The sequence below is a fragment of the Microcoleus sp. LEGE 07076 genome, from assembly GCF_015207455.1.
In the GTDB taxonomy this organism is placed as follows: Bacteria; Cyanobacteriota; Cyanobacteriia; order Cyanobacteriales; family Microcoleaceae; genus Microcoleus.
Genome location: NZ_JADEWV010000031.1, coordinates 1 through 20,115 on the forward strand (window position 1 = coordinate 1; position 20,115 = coordinate 20,115).

Genomic DNA, 20,115 nt, shown 5'->3' on the forward strand with positions numbered 1-20,115 from the left:
CTTCTAGGATTGCTTTGAGTTTTTTCACGCTCAATCGCTGTGCGGGGAAGTAATGAATGTCTCCAGCGATGAAACCGAGGTGGGGAAAAGTTGGGTCAACAATTCGCTCGCCGAGTTCAATCCAGCTATACTCGATGGGTTTGTAGGGTGCTCCCGGTCGAGCTAAAAAGCCTTGGACGTAGATTGCGCCCTCGGTGGCTAATGCTGCTTTACAGGCGTTGTCAAAGCAATTTTTAGAGTTGCTTTTGATGCGAGTGGCGATTTCAATAGAAAGTGTCTCATCTAACAGTTCGCTCATAATCTCTTCTAGTTTTGCGTGCGACTAGATTGTAGCAAATCCGAGCTAAGCTAATCAGCATTTAAATTGCATCTAAAATAATTAGACTCTAGTGGGGTGGGCTTTGAGCATCACCCCAAATATGCAATTTAAATGCAGTACAGCTTATCTCCGAACACAAATAATGCAGGTAAGTGCGATCGTCCGTCAAATTCCGGTCTCCTGGAGGTATAATTTGGCAAAGCAGAGGTGATAGGGAGTTTGTCGATCGGGCGTTGGTGCGGCCCTAGGGGCGATCGAACTTTTGTGGAATATTGTAAGTAAATCACAAATTCGCGATCGAGTTTTAGCAATGCGTCGAGTTTTCCAGCATTACCAACAGGATTTAGGTTATATCATCATCTGTGCCAAAAAACAATCTTCAGGGAGTCAAAATTTATGACTACTACTCTTTTACCGCTGTAATCTTCAGCAATCCAACTCCGAGACACAATTGAATATCCCGCCGCCGGAGTGTCGAGCCAAGTTTTAATCAAAGACAAGAATTGTCAGTACAATTTACTTTGTCTGGCCGCTGTTTCAGAAATTTCTGAACACAATTCGGCACGGAATGCCACAGTTAATGTAATCGAAGGAAAGGGAATTTTAACTTTGAAAGGTAAGGATATTGTCTTGGAACCGGGGTGTTTGTTTTCATGCCAGCCCGCACTCTCCACGCCTTGAAAGCTGAGGTAAATTTGGCATTTATCTTGACATTTTCGGAGCCTCATTAATGCTTTAAATCAAGCTAAAGTTCGTAGTGAGGACTTCAGTCCTCGATCTGAGGTTCGTAGTGAGGACTTCAGTCCTCTCCATACGGTTTGTAGTTAATCAGGACTAAAGTCCTTACTACAAACCGTTAATCTATTTCTTCTCCCGAGGCGATGTCCTCCAATTTTTGCCAATCCAACACCGCAATTTTACCGCCTCGACTGTAGGATACAACCGACTTGAGTTTTTTAAACAACCGCACGCATTCTTCATAAGTGATGCCAATACTGCGAGCAATTTGATAGTAGGGCAAACGTTTTTCTAAAAATACACTATTCTCGGTAATTTTTGTATTTTGCTCGATCGCAAAGTAATGAATAAATCTGGCCAGCCGCACGATCGCCCTTTCCGACACCAAACCGTGCACTGTCTCGTGCAATTGCTGCAACCGCTGGTTGAAAACCGCCAATATTCGTAAAGCAATCTCAGGATTTTCTCGAATTGCTGCTAGCAAAAAATCCCGTTCTGTGGTAAGAACTTGCACCTCAGTTTCTGCCGTCACCGTTGCCGGGGCCATTCCGTTACCCACCAAACCGGGTGCGGCAAACATATCTCCCGGAAACAAAGTGCGGAGAATTGTTTCTTTGCCCGCCGCCCCGATTTTTGTCACCTGCAGCGAACCGATCGAAAGAGTGTATAATTTTTCGGGGATGCGATCGCCCTCATACATCACAACTTCTCCCTGTCGGTAAGTCCGAACTGCTGTGTGTTCTTGCAATCGTTCCAATTCAGTTCGGTTTAAGCTGGCAAATATCCCTATTTCGGCTAGTTGCTCGACAGTTGCTTTCATAGATTTAACTCTACCCGATCCGAGTCCATTGAGAGTATAGTAACGGTGAATTCAGAATATATCGAGAACAGCAGAGCCATCTACGAAAATGCAGAACCAGAATATCGGCGCTATTATTTTGATGAGATAGCTGGCGGATTTGTGCTAATTCACCAACAACACAATCTTAATAATTCGGAAATCTTTCTGGCTGAAGTTTTGGCTAAAATAGGGAAGAGAGTTAGAATGTTGAGCGAGGAAGCAGCAGAGGGTGTCAGAACGCCAGATGCTGAGATTGACGGTGAGATTTGCGAATTTAAGGAGTTGACAAAATCTACTAAAAACATCAGATATCGACTTCAAGAAGGTATCAGTAGGGCAAAAAATCAAGGTGCAACAGCCGTTATTATTCACATCAACCGAGAAACCTACGAGTTTTGGAAGATAAATGACGGCATCAGAAAAGCTTTTTATTGGGACGAAAGACAACTGATTCAGACTATTATATTAGTATTCAATAGCGAAGAAGTTCAAGAAATTACTAGGGAGGAATGGGAAAATGGAAGACGTTTTTAATGAATTTGAAGAAGTTATACAAACAGGCATAAAAAATAATATCTCGCGAGATGCTAAATTAATTACAATTGGGCAAATTATTTATGCAGTTACGCGCGATGAGCTGACAAATGAAGAAGGTTGGAAGCTTGAAGAGATGATGGGCGGCAGAACACAGTGGGAAGAGGCCCTTGAGTACAGCATTTTTGGCTATCCAGTAGATACAGCAACTCCACCTTTAGACAAACCTCTGGTGATTGCCGGCAAAACTTTTCATTCTCGGTTGATGACGGGGACGGGAAAATATCGCAGCATTGCAGAAATGCAGCAAAGCGTCAACGCTAGCAGGTGCGAAATTGTGACTGTAGCTGTGCGGCGAGTGCAGACAAATGCTCCCGGTCATGAAGGATTGGCGGAGGCTCTGGATTGGACTAAAATTTGGATGCTGCCCAATACTGCTGGCTGTCAAACTGCCGATGAGGCGATTAGAGTGGCTCGTTTGGGCCGGGAAATGGCGAAACTTTTAGGGCAAGAAGACAATAATTTTGTCAAACTAGAAGTGATTCCCGATGCTAAATATTTGCTGCCCGATCCGATCGGCACTTTGGAAGCTGCAGAAAAATTAGTCAAAGAAGGTTTTGCCGTTTTACCTTACATCAATGCCGATCCCCTGCTGGCAAAACGCCTAGAAGAAGTGGGTTGTGCGACTGTCATGCCTTTAGGTTCGCCCATCGGTTCCGGGCAAGGGATCAACAATGCCGCCAACATTCAAATAATTATTGATACGGTAAAAGTTCCTGTGGTAGTGGATGCCGGGATCGGCACCCCCAGCGAGGCCGCGCTAGCAATGGAAATGGGAGCAGATGCCCTGTTGATTAATTCGGCAATCGCCAATGCCAAAAATTCCCCAGCAATGGCAAAAGCAATGGGAATGGCGGCAGAAGCAGGGCGTTTGGCGTACTTAGCGGGAAGAATGCCGGTCAAAGATTACGCGATCGCCTCTTCTCCCCAAACAGGTACTGTCACCTCAAAATAAATTCCCGAACTTAAGGGCTGCACTTTGATAGCATTTTTTTGGTAAAGTGGTGGCAATCAAAAATATAGAGGATTGGTGACGATGCCTTATACTACCGAAGAAGACGGACGCTTGAACAACTTTGCCAAAGAGCCGAAAATGTACGGCGCCGAACCTCCCAACCAGAACCAGCAGCGGAACTATATCATCCTGGGTATTGCAGCAGTTCTGTTAATAGTCGGTTTGGTTTATGTGGCTGCTTCGGTGTGAACTAAGTAAGTCGGCGTGAATATTTATCGTTGCGATCGGCTTCAGGCACTCGGCACTCGGCAGTTGCGCTTGATAGAAAGCGCGCGATCGACATTTCATTACACAGTGCTGTTTATTTGCGCCTTTCTACTTGCAGCACATTAACTGTTAAGCAGTACGATGCTGGCTTCCCCATTCAACGGCAACCGCCAAGGGCAGCATTAGACTTGCCTCCATAGTGTTTTGGTCTTGCATTGCCTCCAATGGCTGACTAAGCAACGAGACGCAACCCCCTGGCTTTAGACATGGGGAGAAGTCGGCAGCGGTTTCAACCGCCTTCAATATTTGTTGGTATAATTCCAGCAGCAAGTAAGAATAACCATCTGCGTGTTGAAACAACCTAGTGCGGTGCAATCCCGGCGTAAGGACATATCCGACTTGATTCGGAATAATGAAATTTCTGAAGAATCCTCGTACCCGATCGGGCGACGAGTGTCAAGCCCACCACCCGATCGAGCGGAGGAGGGGTTTTTAACGATTTCCCCCCTTTTCCTTCTCCTCTAAAAATCCCTCAATTGAGCAGTTGTCACGGCAACTTCCTTAATCACCGAACCGCGGCGCACCTTCAGCTTCAGAACTTGACCGATTTCGCTGTTTTCCACAAAATTTTGCAATTGTTCCGCCTCAGTCACTTTCTCGCCGTCAATTTGAACTATGACATCCCCCTGGCGAATCCCGGCTTTTTCGGCCGGCGTATTTTGCACCACTCGCATCACTAACACCCCTTTAACTTCCGGCACAATCAAAGCAGCATTGGGGTCAGAATTATTCTCTCGGGCGATTTCAGGAGTCAATGCAATCATTTGAATCCCCAAAAACGGATGGCTGACTTGTTCTCCCTTGACTAACTGCGCGTAGATGGCCTTGGCTTTGTCGATCGGAATTGCAAAGCCAATACCCATCGCATCGGCTCGAATCGCAGTGTTAATCCCAATCACTTCTCCTCTGCTGTTTAACAGCGGGCCCCCGGAATTGCCGGGATTGATGGCGGCGTCGGTTTGAATGAAATCGAGCCGCTTGTCGGGAATGCCGACGGCTGCACTGGAGCGTTTGATGGTGCTGATAATGCCCAAGGTGACAGTGTTGTCAAATCCGAGGGGGTTCCCCACAGCGATCGCCCAATCTCCTACTTTCACCGCATCGGAATCTCCCAGGGTTGCGGCAGGCAAGTTGGCTTGCTTGGTATCAATTTTGACAACAGCCAAATCTGTTACTTCGTCAGTACCTTGGACTTCTCCTGGAAATGTCCGCCCGTCGTTTAAGGTGACAGTCACTCGATCGGCTTTGTCAACTACGTGAGCGTTGGTTAAAACAATCCCGCTTTTGTCAATGATGAAGCCGGAACCTTGACCGCGCAACCGTTCTTGTCTGGGGGTCACGCTCCGCATATCTTCTCCCAAAAATCTGCGGAAGAATGGGTCTTCCATTAACGGGTCGATGTTGCGGTTGACTGTGCGTTCGGTATCAATACGAACAACTGCCGGCCCGACTCGATCGACTGCCGCCGTCACAAAACTGCCAGTATCCGCCGGCAGTTCCGGACTCCGCAGCGCTAACAGTTGCGGATTCCCGGCGGTGGCTGGGAAGCTCTGGGATTGTACTTTCTGCACGGCTGTTTCGGGCTGTTTCCCAGAGTTGGGCGGATTTTTGCCCTCAGTTGCCAAAACGGGTGCAGCATCGATCGAGAGAGCACTCAGGGCGATCGTCATTCCTAAAATTAGGGCGAACCAACGAGCACCGGTGCCGGGTGCGGGGCGAAAAAACTTAAATAGTCGCATAGCGTCAATCTTTGTTAGTCTGGGTTAGTCTGGTAAAGGTGTGCGATCGTCCGGGCTCAATAATCTGCCACTATGAAGATCCTAAATATATTTAGACAATTAGAATAGATGAGTCAGCAGCCCGGACAAATTCAACATATTTTCAATTTTAACTGGAAAAATTTCCCTAGTAAGGTCAGTTTCACAAAACAATGCGACAGTAGGCCCGCGACCCCAATTCCTAGGGAATCAATACATTCCCCATCTAAAATCTCAAATGGTATAACCCCAATGATTCTATCTGATACTTCTACTGACAAATCCTTGCCCTCAAATCCCCACCACCATCACGACAATGAATCAGCCCACCCTCACCATCACGATGAAGAATCGATGCGACGGCTGGTAAATCGCTTGTCTCGGATTGAAGGACACGTCCGCGGCATTAAAACAATGGTGCAAGAAAACCGTCCCTGTCCCGAAGTTCTCGTACAAGTTGCTGCGGTTCGAGGAGCCCTCGATCGCGTAGCGAGAATCATCCTTGACGAACATTTAACAGAGTGCATTGCTAGAGCGGCGAAACAAGGCAACATCGATACAGAAATAGAAGAGTTGAAAGCGGCTTTGGATCGGTTTTTGCCTTAATCGCTGCTGATTTTTACATTATAACAAAACCTGCAAGTCAGACAAAACTTGCAAGTTATAAGTTATGGCGCATTTTTTAAGCATCTTTCTTTAAAAAACGGGGAAAAAGCGTTAAATCTTCTCCCCCTCGCTCGATCGACACCACGCATAATTTATACCAATTCTCCTGCCTTCATGTAACAGTAACAGCAGGCTGTGTCGCCGGCAGAAAATCCCTCACTCAATAAAAATCGACCACCTATGGCACTGTCTAGACTTTTGTCAGCTTGGCTTTTAGCTGATATCTGACTGTTGCGTAAACAGCTTTATAGGAAGCCTCAATACTGTATTCCTGCTGCAACCACTCTTGAATTTCTCCGTAGCTTTTAAAGCCTTTCTGCGGGTCGCTGAGGCGCATTGCCAAACTAGCGCGGGCTAGAGGAGGAATCGCAGGCTTGCGCCCGCCGCTGTGCTTTGTTTCCAGGAGTCCTTCAATTCCTTCAGATCGGTACTTTCTCAGCCACCGCTGCACTGTAATTCGGTTTACCCCGATCGTCATTGCCAATTCTTTAACCGTCTTAACGTGACAAGTCTTGAACAAGTAAAGTGCTTGAATTTTTTGAAAGCCGCTTGCAGTTTTTTGTTCGTTTAACAAGCTTTTCAGTTCTTCAATTGTCTCCGTGATGCTAATTTTACATACTCCAGCCATACCAATTACCTCACGATTTGCGTTCTACAATAGCTTTGTTTGAAAAGGGAGCAAAATCTGCCCCATCCTAAACGCTCGCCTTTTGTTTGCTAAAAAAGCAATACACTAGCGAGCTCAATTAAACTTTTTCAGTCCAGGACTTACTTAAACGAGCGCAAGCCGTTTCTTTGTTTAGCCTGGAGCAATGACTGCTACCAAGTTTTTTCTGGTAAAAAACCTGATTTGTTTGTCACTTTTGTATTCGATCGCACAAGCCTCATGGTGAACTGATATCAGTTCACCGTTCGACTGCTACATTGGGTGCAATAGTTGACTTTTAAGGAATACCATTGATTCTCTTTTTACTAAACACATATCATGGTTTTCCTGGTGCTTGTTGGTAACTTTTGTGCAGGTATTGGCAACTTTTAATCATTAGCCTCTAGTAAACAGGCTTGGTCTGCACGCCAGCGATCGAAATTTTACACATACATTTCCCTGTACCCAGAAGTGCTTTTCTGGCTGTCGCTGTGCGATAAATCCTGGGACATTAGGACTTTCATCAGCCTGAATAGGTCGCGTCAAGTGACGCTGCAACCGACTTTCCTGCCCCGAGCAGGTCTCTGTAAAACTACTCGAACGATCATTCGTTTTTTGAGTAAAACACGCAGGCGGTGGAATTGTCAATTTCCCTCAGTACAGTACCACTATCTGCTATTTTTTTGGATCTGTCGTGATCGAAACAGTTGTTTATGTGTGATCATACTAACATTAATTGGCGATCTTTATCACACCGCTACTCCCTCAACTCAGAAACATACAAAAAGTTATGGCTTCGATCGCACTTTCGAGCTAAAATCTATTGATTTAGTTGCCAAGTGCGATCGACCTGGTTGTGAAAAATTTTTAATTGTTATTTTAATTCACAGCAAAATATCGTATAGTTTCGTCCTTCACCCTCGCCAAACCATCTAATTTATTCTCAAACCTTGCAGGTTGAGGGAACTCTCAGGCTGGGTGTGAATGTGTCAGCGTCTAAAATCTCAAATGGCAGAACATCCGGTGCAACCAGCAAGCGGACAGTATTCTGCATTTAAAAGGTGTAGAGAAGCCACAATGAACGTTGACGAACTGCTCAAGCTATACGCAATAGGAGAAAGAAACTTTAGCGGGGTCTACCTGCACCAAGTCTACCTCTACGAAGCAGAATTGATTGGAGCTTCTCTGTATGAAGCTGACTTGATTGGAGCCAATCTCAGCAAAGCCAAACTCAGCAGAGTCAACTTTGGCAAAGCCAATTTGTCCAAAATCGATTTGAGCAGAGCCGACTTAGGAGGAGCGGACTTGACAGAAGCACTTTTAGCTGAAGCTAACCTGTATCGAGCTGAGTTGATGGGAGCCAACCTCAGCAAAGCAGACTTGAGCGGAGCTTCCCTGGTCCAAGCAACTTTAATTGGAGCCAATATATCTCGGGCAATACTGTGCCGCGCAGACTTGCACGGAGTAAATCTTTACGGAGTAAACTTACGCAGGGCAGTTCTCACAGAATCCGATTTAATTGGCGCAAACCTGAGCAAAGTAGACCTCAGCGGAGCCGACTTAATGGGAGCGAGCCTAATTAGGGCGGATTTGACTGAAGCGATTTTAAGTGCGTCAGACTTAAGCGGGGCCAACCTGCTGGGAGCAAACCTGACAAAAGTCAACCTGAGCGGAGTATATCTTAAGGGTACGACGATGCCCGACGGCACGATCCACGACTAACTTATTTGTTAAATCTTATGCTTGCCGAGAACTGTGGCTAAAGGGTAATGAGGTTTTCATTACCCTAATGTATGGGAAGCAAAATCTTTTTAAGGTGCTTGTGGCGCACAAAACTCCTACATCCGGCAAGTCAAAAGATTTGTTGGGTGAACTTGTGTTATGGTGATTTTCAATTGCTTCGAGAAAAGCTATTTTAGATTTAATATTTGGGATTTTGGACGGTTAAAATGAAACTTAGAATCCTCGCTGCTTTAACGCTGCTGAGCGCCATCGCCCCGATCGCTCCTGCACCCGCCGAAAACATCCAACACACCCAACAATTGCTAGCCACCCGAGAGTGCCCCAACTGCGACCTCAGCAGTGCAGGTCTGGTTTTAGCAAACTTAACAGGAGCAAATCTTAAAGGTGCTGACTTGAGATTGGCGAACCTCAGCCGAGCCAACCTCACCGGAGCGGATCTCAGCGGAGCCAACCTCACCGGCACCAGTTTGTTTGGTGTCAACCTGACGGGGGCCAACCTCAGCGGAGCCAACCTCAGCGGTGCTGACTTGAGAAGCGCCTATCTCAGCAATGCAAATTTAACCGACACTAATTTAACTAACGCCCAACTGCTGGGAGTTAGGGGAATGCCAACTAATATCGGCACCGCTGAAGATTTCTACCGGTTGGGAGTCCAGGAAGCTCAAGCGGGAAACTACAGAAACGCGATCGATTATTACAATCAAGCCCTGAATTTGAAATCCGATGTAGCCGCCATTTATTTTGCGCGCAGTATGTCTCGGGCTGACTTGGGAGACTTCGGCGGCGCAAGTCAAGACGCGGCCAGAGCAAACCAACTCTTTGCAGCTCAAGGAAATCCCCAAGGTCAGGAGTTGTCGAAGCAGTTAGCCAAAGCAATTGTGGCCCGCCAAAAGCCAACGGAGCCGCGCACTGGGGGCGGCGACTTTATGAGTCTTCTAGGATCGATCGGTTCGGTTCTGGTGAAGATACTCTTGCCTTGAGGACTTGTCAACGGCCTGCTCCAACGACTTATGTTGCGCCAACCCAAGCGATGCAGAGCGTTTCATACACCCATCTGGCTTTATCAAACCCCTAAAGTATCTAAGGCAGATATATAGCCTTTGTCAGAAAGATGAGGTACTCTCGTGGGCATCGGGCATCGGGCATCGGGCATCGGGCATCGGGCATACCTCACCTTTTTGAGAACCGCTATACTTAGCCTAGTCTGGATATATCTGTCTAGGCTAGTTTCACTATTGATAGTAATAATGGTTAGTAGTATGAATAGATTTGAAAATATATCAGTAAGGGGTTTTCGACGTCTTCAAAATATTGAGCTTGACATGAGAAATCTCATCGTCATGATTGGTGCAAACGGAGCAGGAAAAACTTTTTTTAGATGTTCTTTCAATACTAGCCGCTTCAGCAAGTGGAAATTTACAGAATTTATTGCAACTTAAAGGCGGCTTGAATGAAATTTTGACAAGAAGTAAAGTACAAGAACTTGAAATTGAAATTTCAATGGAAGTGCCAAAGGAACAACCTTTGAAGTACAGCTTAACATTGTCACCCAAAGGTTTATCTTATGAAGTTAGAGACGAATCTTTAACACAGCAGAGAAATCCCCACAGAGCTGAACCATTCAAGTATATTGAATCAGAAGGTTTTGATATTAAATATTCTCAAGAAGAAAGCAGTGGATTTGTGAGACCGACTTGGGAGCACAATCCTCTTGAAACATCGCTTTCTCAAGTTCCTAAAATGTATCGCGAACCAGAGAACCTGAGAAAGAGCCTTGCTTCTTGCACATATTATGGAGCACTCGATGTTTCAGAGAAAAGTCCAATCCGTTTACCTCAAGCAATGCGCCCTGCAAAGTTGCCTGGGGCCAGCGGTGAAAACCTGGTTTCCTGTCTTTATGACCTTCGGGAAACCGATCCAGACCGTTTTGAAATGGTTGAAAATATCATTTCTGCTGCGTTTCCTGATTTCGAGCGATTAAACTTCCCTCCGGTTGCCGCAGGAACTATGTCTATGACTTGGAAAGATCGAAATTTTTCTCAGCCTTTCTATATTCATGAGTTATCAGAGGGAACGCTGCGTTTCCTTTGGTTGGTTGCGCTCCTGCAAAGTCAAACTTTAACAACTATTACGTTGCTAGATGAACCAGAAGTGAGCCTGCACCCGGAGCTTTTAAGACACTTGGTTTATCTAATGAGAGAAGCTTCAAAACACACTCAACTGATAGTTGCAACACATTCAGATAGACTGTATCAGATTTCTTAAGCCAGATGAGGTTTTGGTGTGTGAGCTAGAAGAAGGTGAGGCAAAAATGAGGTGGGCTGACACTCTTAACCTGGATAAATGGTTAGAAGATTACAGTCTTGACCAGCTTTGGGCAATGAATGTAATGGGTGGCCGTCCATGAAAATTGCTATTTTGGTTGAAGGAGCTACTGAAATGGCATTTAGAAAAAAGCTTCGTGAGTTTCTGCAAAGTCGTTTAGAGCAAAAAATGCCAAGACTCGACTTTAAACCACAACATGGTGGAATTCCCAAGGAAGCGGAACTCAAGCTTATTGTTGAAAATCTCCTCGATAATGATGGCTATGATGCTGTAATTGCACTTACAGACGTTTATACGGGAAAGCAGGACTTTAAAGATGCGAATGATGCTAAAGATAAAATGAGGAGATGGGTAGATAAAAACCCAAAATTTTATCCTCACACAGCATTACATGATTTTGAAGCATGGCTTCTTCCCTACTGGACAACTATCCAGAAGCTGGCGAAACACAACCGTTCTGCTCCTAGCGGTTTACCTGAAACTGTGAATCACCAAAACGCACCTTCCGATCGGATTAAGGAGATTTTTAGCTCGGGACAATGTAGAAGAGACTATAACAAAGTGATTGATGGAGTGGCTATTTTGAAAGACAACGATCTGATGATTGCGATTCAAGCTTGTCCAGAGCTAAAAGCTTTTGTGAATCGAATTATCTCTCTCTGCGATGAAGATAAAATAATTTATTGATGTCCGATGTTAGAGCGCCGATTTCTTAAAGAAGTCGGGGCTCTGGGTGTTCAGGCTTTTAAGTTGTTGTAGTTAATTCATGGGAATCTCGATCCAGAATTCTGTACCGCGACCCGGTAGAGAAACACACTTGAGTATCCCTTGGTGTTTTTCAACTACAATTTGATAACTGATAGACAGTCCTAACCCTGTCCCCCGACCGACGGGTTTTGTAGTAAAAAACGGATTAAATATGTGAGAAATTAACTCTTTGGGGATGCCGTGACCGTTGTCGGCAATGCAAATTCCTACTGTTTTTTCATCGATTAATTCGGTGCGGATCCGAATGCAAGGGGATGGAAAATCAGGAATCAAAGACTCGGTGCTGCGATTTATCTTTACGGGTTCGATCGCCTGTTCTTGGGAGCTTAAATATGTCGCCGCTGCTCTTGCATCGAGTCCGGGAATATTGATGATTTGGTCTTTTTGTCCCATTTCTAGAGCGTCAATGGCATTGCCGATCAGATTCATAAATACCTGATTTAGGGAGCTGGCATAGCATTCTACTAAGGGCAAGTTGCCGTATTCTTTGATGATTTTTACGGTTTCGCGATCGGGCTGGGCTTTGATCCGGTGCTGCAAAATCAACAGGGTACTTTCGATGCCTTCGTGAAGATCGACAGGTTTCTTTTGAGTTTGATCCAGCCGGGAAAAATTTCGCAAAGATACCACTAACTGGCGGATTCGCTCAACTCCGACTTTCATCGAGCCCAAAATTTTGGGCAAATCTGCGGCTAGAAATTCAACGTCGATGGCTTCGGAACACTCGCTAATTTCTGGGTTGGGATTGGGGTAGTTCTGGCGGTAGAGTTCCACCAAGCAGAGCAAATCTTTGCTGTATTCGCTGGCGTGGGAAAGATTGCCGTAGATAAAGTTAACTGGGTTGTTGATTTCGTGGGCGACTCCGGCCACGAGTTGTCCGAGACTGGACATTTTTTCGGTTTGAATCAGTTGGGCTTGGGTATTACTGAGTTCTGTGAGGGTTTTGGCTAGCTGTTCGGCTTTTGCTCGATCGGCAGTTGCTGCATTGAGACTTTCTTGATAAAGTTCTGCTTGGTGAATGGCGATCGCAGCTTGAGAGGCCAAATGTTGCAGCAACTCTTGTTCTGCTGTTTGCCAAACCCTCGGCCCGGAACACTCGTGGGCAATCAGCAACCCCCACAATTGGGCATTTTTGCCGATCATCGGCACAATTAAACAGCCCCTCACCTGCAATTTTTCCAAAAATTCGCGGTGAGGGGGCGTTAAATCATCAGTATCAATATCATTAATTGCTCGCACCCGTCCAGTTCGGTAAAAGCAGTCTGAGCCTTCGGGGAAGAAATCTTGTGGAGATTTGAGACCTAAAATTGACTCCCACTCGCCGCGAACAGCTTCGACAACTACCTCGCCTTGTTTGGCTGCGGCAAATTGATAGATTACCGTGCGATCGGTATCGAGCAAAACTCTCACTTCTCGCACAATAGTTTGCAATATGGTTTTTAAATCTAAGGTGCTGCGAATTTGGTCTCTAACTCTGTTCAACACTTCAACAAAGTCCAAAGATTTTTGCAATTCGGCGGTGCGTTGTTGAACTTGGCGCTCCAGGTTGGCATTCAGGGCTTGCACTTGTTTATAAAGAAGGTACTGCCCGATGGCGGCACAAAATTGGCGGACGATCGCTAAAGCTTGCTCTATCTCCTCGGAATTCCACTCCGGCGACTGACCTTTTTTGATTTCTCGCCACACTTCAAAGGATTGTCTGGGAAGGGTTTGTGCGGCGCTGCTGTCAAAGCGCCCCGCCCACATTTTTTCGGTATCAATTTCATTGCGAAAAATGGTCAAACAGCCGACTACTTGTTGTTGGTAGTGGAGGGGAATTACTAGCAAACCCCGAATTTTAGTTGATTGGAAAGCTGGAAATAAAACTCTAAGTTGAGGTACTTTGTATAAGTCGGTAATTATCCAAGCTGGCAATTGAGAATTAGTAAAACTTGGCAAGTTGGAAAGTTTTTCGGTGTTTTGGAATCCGGCGCTCAGCCATTGCTGCCAAAGCGGATGAGCTTCTAGTTCCCTGGGTGTTTCCCAGTTGATGAGTGCGGGTTGCTCGCCTGTTTTGAACAGTTCAGAAGATGCTCGATCGCTCTTGGGAACCGATAACTTTTCACCGTTTTTTATATTCCGAGGATTGAGATAAAGCCTGCCACCGCTGCCGCCCAAGGCGGTAACGGTGGCTTCTAAAGCCTGTTGCAGTTGAATGTTGGAGTGACCGTACAACAAGGCTGCAATGTGGCTCACAGTGGCTTCGCGGGCTGCTTGAGAGCGGGTTTGATGCAGCAGGATCGAGTGGCCGATGGCATTTGACAATTGATCTGCTACGAGCTGAACTACGTCTAAATCTGTTGGTGAAATATTGCGGGGGATGGAGTGGTGAGCCACTAACAGTCCCCACAGTTCGATATGAGTTTGACGATCGTTTCCAGGCTCGTATCTAGTCACGCAGGCGGGGGCCTGGCAGATTTCTGTTTTGCTGTTTGGGCACACGCTTCTACGGTGCAAAATCGGCACGGCTAAGGAAGATTGCACTCCCATGCCCATCAGGTAAGCTGTGTGGCAAGGATCGAGCGATCGGTAGTGCATTTCTTCATTTACTAAGGGTTGACCGGTATCGGCCGCATCGAGGGGACTCAGGAGGATCGTCCCGGAGTTAACATCTACGATCGTCCGCTGGCGCTTGCTGACATACATCTCCCGGGCGGTGGGGGGAATGTCGTCTGCTGGAAAGTGTAGGCCTTTCAATGAAGCGAGACGGTTGTTATTAATTGATTCGGCAACAACTTCTCCACTGCCGTCGGCACTAAATCTATAAATCATGATGCGGTCTGTTTTCAAAAAAGACCGCACTTCTGCTACCGTAGTTGTTAAAATATCTTCTAATTCTAGAGATTGGCGGATGCGTTCTGTTATCCGCCGCACCAAAATTTCTCTGTCTAGTTTATGATTTAATTCTTGTGTATTTTCTGTGACTTGCATAAATCTCCTGTCGTCATACAATTAGGGTAAAAATAAGAAGTTTTGATCTGCTGCCGGAGCGATCGAACACGCACTGCACCTGCCTGAGTTTTTGACTTAACCGAACTCTACAATCAATCTGTGGCGCGCCACTTAGAGACGGCGCTGGGGCGCTGGGGAAGGAAAATGTGCGATCGCGCGCGCAGATTTAGTTTTTGCCTTCAACAAACAGAGCGGCTTAATCTAATGATAATTATTATTATAATATTCTCAGAAATTTCTAGCAATCTTCAAATCTCATTCTTATAATTATTGATGCTTAAACTAACTTGACATTTGTTTGTATAACTTCATATAATCAAAAAAAATAAATTTGAGCTTCTATCAGCCCGCCCGACGCTGACAAATTTCGCTGCGGACACTCATCAAAATTTTACCCAAGTGATTTTGGCCGGTGCCGTCGCAGCCTCCGCCCCAGTAGTAATCCGTTGGCGAATCCTCTACGATCACTCGATCCCCTGTGCCGACGAGAATAGCTTGAATGTCTGGATGAGTGAGAAACTTAGTTAAAATTGCTTCGCGCATAATCGGAACTTTCACGGCTTCCCAATCGTCGCGCACGCGGTGGTTGGGATCGCGACCTAATTTGGCTGCTTCTTGAGGAGTTGGTACACCTCGAATCGCCGCCACTAATCTTCTATCGGCGCTACCGACAAATTTTTGGGCTTGATAGTAATGTTCTACAGTCAACCAATTTTGACCGCACAGGAAAATGTCGTGCGGTGAAAAATTGGAAAAGCAGCCGTAAGGCTTCTCTACTTTATAAAAATAAATTATCATAATTATTTGAGATTTTAGATCAATTCCGGTTGCACCGTCAGGTGACTGTTGACTGTTGACTCGATTTTATGGTTCCGATGCAACCGTCCACGATTTTATAGGAAAAGGAAGATGGAAGAAGTTGACTGTTGACTGTTGACTGTTGAGTGTTGATTACCTGAAATAAAAAAGGCTCGATCTGTGGGAATGCAAGTGGCGACCGTCAGAGAACTTGCATTCCTCACGATCGAACCAATCTTAATGATGGTCATCCGAACGCATACGATCTAAGCGGCTGCGGATTTAAATTGCATATTCAGGGCGGGCTTTGAACCGCACCCCATTCGTGATTCGATCGCTTTTTAACACACAATTTAAATGCTCAAAAGCTGAAGAGGGCGGCTGAAACCAGGTTTGCACAAACTTGCGTCCGCAGAGGCGGTGTAAAGAAAACAACGTAATTTAAACCGCGCCTTCTTCAAACCCGCTATCGTGGGTTTTTGTTTGTATAGAAGCGGTTTCAACCGCCCAGTTTTGTTGTTCTAAAATTGGTGCAACTTCCCTATGCTGTTCGGCATTTAAAAGAGGATAGTAAGGTGCAAAGCGTACATAAAAATTTCGCAAATCTAGCAAGTGTTCGCTTCTGACGCACCCTACCTCAGTCGTTATTGGTTTAAATGCGTAATAGCTTAGCCCAATTTTCCATTTGCTAAACTGTCGTGATATCTTTCTCTTTCGCTGCTAGAACTTCTTCTATTTTGGCGACATACTTGTCAGTCAGCTTTTGAATTTTATCTTGCAAGTCTCGCGATTCATCTTTAGAGATATCGCTGCTTTTTTCCTGTTTGCGAATCGAGTCAACGGCATCGCGGCGGATATTGCGAATTGCAACTTTACCTTCTTCGGCAAACTTCGAGGCCATTTTGACAAATTCTTGGCGTCTCTCGCTAGTCAGGGGCGGAATGTTCAAGCGAATAACTGAACCGTCGTTGTTGGGTACGAGTCCTACATCTGAGAGGGAAATTGCTTTTTCGATCGAGGTCAGCGCTGTGCGATCGAACGGTTGAATGTTGATGGTAGTCGCATCAGGCGTGCCGATGTTGGCAAGGGATTTGATGGGAGTTGGAGCTCCGTAGTAATCTACCATGACTCGATCGAGGAGAGAGGCATTTGCCCGTCCCGTCCTGATCGTATTAAAAGACCGTTGAGTAGCCTCAACTGCCTTTTGCATATGATCTTCTGCTTCAGCTAACTTCACAAACTCCTCCTACAATAGTTCCAATAGATTCTCCCATTACAGCTCGATAAATGTTGCCCGATACCGAGAGGTCAAATACCATAATAGGAATATTATTTTCTTTGCACAGGGCGATCGCGGTACTGTCCATCACCCGCAAGTCTTGGTTCAAGACGTGGGCGTAGGTGAGGGTTTTATACCTGCGCGCGTTGGGGTTGATATGGGGGTCGGAATCGTAGACCCCATCCACCTTAGTAGCTTTAAAAATCACCTCTGCATCGATTTCAGCCGCCCGCAATGCGGCGGTAGTGTCAGTAGTAAAAAAAGGATTGCCAGAACCGGCACCAAAAATCACTACCCGTTTTTTTTCGAGGTGGCGAATTGCCCGCCGCCGGATGTAGGGTTCAGCTACTTCTTGCATGGCGATCGCCGATTGCACCCTCGTTGGCACTCCTGCTTGTTCCAGGGCATCCTGCAAAGTGATAGCATTCATCACCGTAGCGATCATGCCCACATAATCAGCCGTTGCCCGATCCATCCCTGCCGAAGCAGCTTTCACGCCGCGAAAAATGTTGCCGCCGCCGACAACTATCGCAATTTGAATGCCTTCGGAAACTACTTTTGCCACTTCCTGGGCGATCGACCCAACCACTACCGGATCGATACCGTAGCCCAAGCTGCCCATCAGCGCTTCACCGCTGAGTTTCAGCAAAACCCGCTGATAAACCATCCCCATGCCGCCACTATTTTTGCTTTTTGTCTCCACCATAAGATAGCAGCCAGGGTGCATTTTGAACATCAATTGTCTGGAACAGACTTTTGGGCTGGTTCCAGAATACCTTGCTGGGAAAGGATAAAAACCCGGTTTTTCGGCAAAATCTTCGTTTTGAGCAATCAAAGAAAGTTCAGGAACAAACCGGGTTTTTTGCAGGCACCGGGCGCGAGAAATGCCGACGCAATTTAATCTTTGGGGACGAAATTAAGAGCAGCGGAATTCATGCAGTAACGCTGACCGGTGGGTTTGGGCCCGTCGTTAAATACGTGACCGAGATGAGCGTCGCAGACAGCGCACAGTACCTCAGTGCGGCGCATGAACAAGCTGTTGTCCGACTCATTCTTGACATTTTCTTCGTTAATAGGAGCGTAGAAACTCGGCCAACCAGTACCAGAATCGTATTTTGTTTCAGATTTAAATAGCTCCGTGCCACAGCAAATGCACTTATAAGTTCCCGGTTTTTTGTTGTCGTGATACTCGCCACTAAAAGCTCTTTCTGTTCCCTTTTTTCGGGTGACTTTGAACTGTTCTGGTGTGAGTTGCTGCTGCCATTCGGCATCTGTTTTTTGCACTTTGTCTGTCATAATTTAATGTTGTTCACTGTTGACTGTTAACTGTTAGCTGTTGACTCATGCCTCCATTAATATTAACCTAATTGGCTCCAAATGAACATACCAGGGAAAAGGATTGTCCTTAATTGCCCGCCACTTTTCCTTGAAAACTTCAGCTTGCAAGTGATAATCTGGCGAATCATTGGGAGGCGAGTGCAATTTGAGATATAATGTGACTCGGTGCGGAGTTTCTACAGTTGAGGCGATCCAACAAGCAAAAGTATTTTCGCGATCGCACCGGCTAACAAAACTGATTTGATGAGCTCGAATTCCGACAGAAACTAAAGATTTGGGAATTGGTTCGACTACAGTCAGATCGCAGCCCCAGCCGATCGCCTCGACGACAGTTTCAGCAACCGGTTTAGCAGCAGAGAAGTTCTTGCAGCCCGTTAACTGGGCGACGGTGAAGTTGCACGGGCGATCGAAAATATGCTCCTTGGTATCAAAGGCGATCGGTATTCCCTCAGCCAACACCAACAGATTTTTGCACACCCGATAAACTTCCTCTAAATTGTGGCTGACAAACAAAGTAATTCCCCCATAATTAGCCAGAGTCTGCATTAACTCGCGTTCCAGTTGACTCCGCAAGTGAGTGTCCAAAGCAGAAAACGGCTCATCTAACAGCAGCAATTCGGGAGCAGGGGCGATCGCCCTTGCCAAAGCCACCCGCTGCTGCTGACCTCCCGAAAGTTCGTGCGGGTAGCGGTTTTCTAGTCCCAACATTTGCACCGAAACTAGCTGTTCTTTGACTCGAAGTTTTTGTTCGCTTTTAGATAAATTATGCAAGCCAAAAGCAATATTTTCAGCCACAGTCAGGTGAGGAAACAAAGCATAGTTTTGAAACAAAAAACCAATGTGGCGGTCTTTAGAAGGGATATTAATACCCTCTGCCGAGTCAAATAAAACCTTACCGTTCACTGCTATTTTACCGCTGCCGGGAGTTTCCAAACCGGCGATACAGCGCAGAGTCATGCTCTTGCCAGAACCCGACGCACCCAGAATTCCCAGCACTTCTTGACCGATATCGAAGCCGACATCCAAGGCAAAGCCAGAAAGAGGTTTAAAGATATTTAAAACAAGTCCGATTTCTGATGTTTTATTGTAGTAACTTTTTCCAGAAAAACGCCAAGATTTGGAAATATTAGATTGCCCTTGATATGCCAATCCTAAATTAGTTGTGGGATGGGCATCTTGCCCGTCTCGATTAGAACGATGCACCAAATTTTGGGCTGATTTAGGATTCCGAGAGTTGGGAGTTGGCTGGGGCGAAATTCTTTGTAAATCAGTCCAAAAATTAACAGCAGTTAGCACGCTAATAGAAATACTCAGAATAATCAAAACCCAAATAGCAGCTTGCCTCATATCCCCAGCTTCCACAGCAAAATAAATTGCCATCGGGATAGTTTGAGTTTGTCCGGGAATATTCCCAGCTAACATCAAAGTCGCGCCGAATTCACCCAAAGCGCGGGTAAATGCCAGAATAGTGCCTGCTAAAATTCCCGGCCATGCTAGCGGAAACACAATCCGCCAAAAGACAGTTTGTTCCGAAGCGCCCAAAGTGCGGGCTGCGTTGAGCAAATTGACATCAATTTGTTCAAAAGCTGCCAAAGCAGTTTTGTACATCAGCGGAAATGATACGACTGTGGCTGTAAGGACGGCAGCTTGCCAAGTAAAAATTATAGTTAAGTCAAATTTTAGCAGCAATTGACCGATCGCCCCATTTCTCCCAAACAGCAGCAGCAGCAAAAATCCCACAACTGTCGGCGGCAAAACCAAGGGAGATATGAAAATGGCCTCAATCAAGGCTTTACCTCGGATGCGAGTAGAAAGCATCCACCGGGCGGCGGATATTCCCAGGAAAAAGGTGATAAATGTCGCAATAGCGGAGGATTTTAGAGATATCCATAATGGAGATAAGTCAAATTCCATATTTTGGATTAACTATGGGTAGTTTTAAATAATTTGTGAATTAGATTTTTTTTTAACGAACCGCGAAGACGCTTTAGGCTTTCGCCGCGCGTCAGCGCTAGGACACGAAGGAAGAG

Annotated in this window: 19 protein-coding genes and 2 pseudogenes; 10 read left to right on the forward strand and 11 right to left on the reverse strand. The window is 45.9% G+C overall.

Features of this window, described 5'->3' with window-relative positions; translation table 11 throughout:
- A pseudogene (locus IQ270_RS07605) lies at positions 1-298 on the reverse strand (hypothetical protein); the annotation flags it as partial.
- A gap of 128 nt (positions 299-426) precedes the next feature.
- Positions 427-630 (reverse strand): hypothetical protein, encoded by a 204-nt coding sequence (locus IQ270_RS07610; RefSeq protein ID WP_193972630.1) that lies wholly within the window; start codon positions 628-630, stop codon positions 427-429.
- Positions 631-751: 121 nt separating this feature from the next.
- Between IQ270_RS07610 and IQ270_RS30780 the strand changes: the two are divergent.
- A pseudogene (locus IQ270_RS30780) lies at positions 752-1,050 on the forward strand (cupin domain-containing protein).
- A gap of 125 nt (positions 1,051-1,175) precedes the next feature.
- Here IQ270_RS30780 and IQ270_RS07620 read toward each other — a convergent pair.
- Positions 1,176-1,877 carry a Crp/Fnr family transcriptional regulator gene (locus IQ270_RS07620; protein WP_193972632.1) on the reverse strand — a complete coding sequence of 234 codons (702 nt, stop codon included), beginning with the start codon at positions 1,875-1,877 and terminating at the stop codon, positions 1,176-1,178.
- Positions 1,878-1,922: 45 nt separating this feature from the next.
- Between IQ270_RS07620 and IQ270_RS32250 the strand changes: the two genes are divergently transcribed.
- From IQ270_RS32250 to IQ270_RS31840, 4 genes are all read left to right on the forward strand, one after another.
- Positions 1,923-2,432, forward strand: a complete 510-nt coding sequence (locus IQ270_RS32250) for a hypothetical protein (RefSeq protein WP_193972633.1) — start codon at positions 1,923-1,925, stop codon at positions 2,430-2,432.
- Entirely contained in the window at positions 2,416-3,447 is a 1,032-nt protein-coding gene (locus tag IQ270_RS07630) for a thiazole synthase (RefSeq protein WP_305076207.1), read from the forward strand. The genes IQ270_RS32250 and IQ270_RS07630 overlap by 17 nt, the downstream gene beginning before the upstream one ends.
- Positions 3,448-3,528: 81 nt before the next feature.
- Positions 3,529-3,696, forward strand: coding sequence for a photosystem II assembly protein Psb34 (locus IQ270_RS07635; protein WP_193972634.1), 168 nt, complete (start codon positions 3,529-3,531; stop codon positions 3,694-3,696).
- Positions 3,697-3,711: 15 nt separating this feature from the next.
- The gene (locus tag IQ270_RS31840) at positions 3,712-3,840 is read left to right on the forward strand and encodes a hypothetical protein (protein WP_255532385.1); all 129 of its coding nucleotides are present in this window, start codon (positions 3,712-3,714) and stop codon (positions 3,838-3,840) included.
- Positions 3,841-4,235: 395 nt separating this feature from the next.
- On the opposite strand, the gene IQ270_RS07640 is transcribed toward IQ270_RS31840, so the two are convergent.
- Positions 4,236-5,513, reverse strand: coding sequence for an HhoA/HhoB/HtrA family serine endopeptidase (locus IQ270_RS07640; protein ID WP_193972635.1), 1,278 nt, complete (start codon positions 5,511-5,513; stop codon positions 4,236-4,238).
- A gap of 270 nt (positions 5,514-5,783) precedes the next feature.
- Here IQ270_RS07640 and IQ270_RS07645 point away from each other — a divergent pair, with 270 nt between their 5' ends.
- On the forward strand, positions 5,784-6,137 hold the full coding sequence (locus IQ270_RS07645) for a metal-sensitive transcriptional regulator (RefSeq protein WP_193972636.1): 354 nt from the start codon (positions 5,784-5,786) through the stop codon (positions 6,135-6,137).
- A gap of 250 nt (positions 6,138-6,387) precedes the next feature.
- On the opposite strand, the gene IQ270_RS07650 is transcribed toward IQ270_RS07645, so the two are convergent.
- Positions 6,388-6,825: a helix-turn-helix domain-containing protein gene (locus tag IQ270_RS07650; RefSeq protein ID WP_193972637.1), complete on the reverse strand. Its 438-nt coding sequence runs from the start codon at positions 6,823-6,825 to the stop codon at positions 6,388-6,390.
- Positions 6,826-7,920: 1,095 nt separating this feature from the next.
- Here IQ270_RS07650 and IQ270_RS07655 point away from each other — a divergent pair.
- The 4 genes from IQ270_RS07655 (at position 7,921) to IQ270_RS07670 (ending at position 11,598) form a co-directional block, all read left to right on the forward strand.
- Positions 7,921-8,565: a pentapeptide repeat-containing protein gene (locus IQ270_RS07655; protein WP_193972666.1), complete on the forward strand. Its 645-nt coding sequence runs from the start codon at positions 7,921-7,923 to the stop codon at positions 8,563-8,565.
- Positions 8,566-8,792: 227 nt separating this feature from the next.
- Entirely contained in the window at positions 8,793-9,566 is a 774-nt protein-coding gene (locus IQ270_RS07660; RefSeq protein ID WP_193972638.1) for a pentapeptide repeat-containing protein, read from the forward strand.
- 367 nt (positions 9,567-9,933) lie between these two features.
- Positions 9,934-10,851: an AAA family ATPase gene (locus IQ270_RS07665; protein ID WP_339384377.1), complete on the forward strand. Its 918-nt coding sequence runs from the start codon at positions 9,934-9,936 to the stop codon at positions 10,849-10,851.
- A gap of 138 nt (positions 10,852-10,989) precedes the next feature.
- Positions 10,990-11,598 carry a DUF4276 family protein gene (locus IQ270_RS07670; RefSeq protein ID WP_193972639.1) on the forward strand — a complete coding sequence of 203 codons (609 nt, stop codon included), beginning with the start codon at positions 10,990-10,992 and terminating at the stop codon, positions 11,596-11,598.
- 72 nt (positions 11,599-11,670) lie between these two features.
- Here the strand turns inward: IQ270_RS07670 and IQ270_RS07675 are convergent, their stop codons facing one another.
- The 6 genes from IQ270_RS07675 to modB all read right to left on the reverse strand — a co-directional run bounded on the left by IQ270_RS07675 (position 11,671) and on the right by modB (position 19,999).
- A complete protein-coding gene (locus IQ270_RS07675) occupies positions 11,671-14,649 on the reverse strand; it encodes a GAF domain-containing protein (protein ID WP_193972640.1) in 2,979 nt (992 codons plus the stop codon).
- Between the two features lie 363 nt (positions 14,650-15,012).
- A complete protein-coding gene (locus tag IQ270_RS07680) occupies positions 15,013-15,468 on the reverse strand; it encodes an NADAR family protein (protein ID WP_193972641.1) in 456 nt (151 codons plus the stop codon).
- Positions 15,469-16,156: 688 nt separating this feature from the next.
- Positions 16,157-16,705 carry a ribosome recycling factor gene (frr, locus tag IQ270_RS07685; RefSeq protein WP_193972642.1) on the reverse strand — a complete coding sequence of 183 codons (549 nt, stop codon included), beginning with the start codon at positions 16,703-16,705 and terminating at the stop codon, positions 16,157-16,159.
- Positions 16,692-17,420, reverse strand: coding sequence for a UMP kinase (pyrH, locus tag IQ270_RS07690; RefSeq protein ID WP_193972667.1), 729 nt, complete (start codon positions 17,418-17,420; stop codon positions 16,692-16,694). The genes frr and pyrH overlap by 14 nt, the downstream gene beginning before the upstream one ends.
- A 224-nt stretch (positions 17,421-17,644) precedes the next feature.
- Complete coding sequence (gene msrB, locus IQ270_RS07695) at positions 17,645-18,043, reverse strand: peptide-methionine (R)-S-oxide reductase MsrB (protein ID WP_193972643.1); 399 nt, start codon at positions 18,041-18,043, stop codon at positions 17,645-17,647.
- A 45-nt stretch (positions 18,044-18,088) separates the two neighbouring features.
- A complete protein-coding gene (modB, locus tag IQ270_RS07700) occupies positions 18,089-19,999 on the reverse strand; it encodes a molybdate ABC transporter permease subunit (RefSeq protein ID WP_193972644.1) in 1,911 nt (636 codons plus the stop codon).
- Positions 20,000-20,115 lie beyond the last annotated feature (116 nt).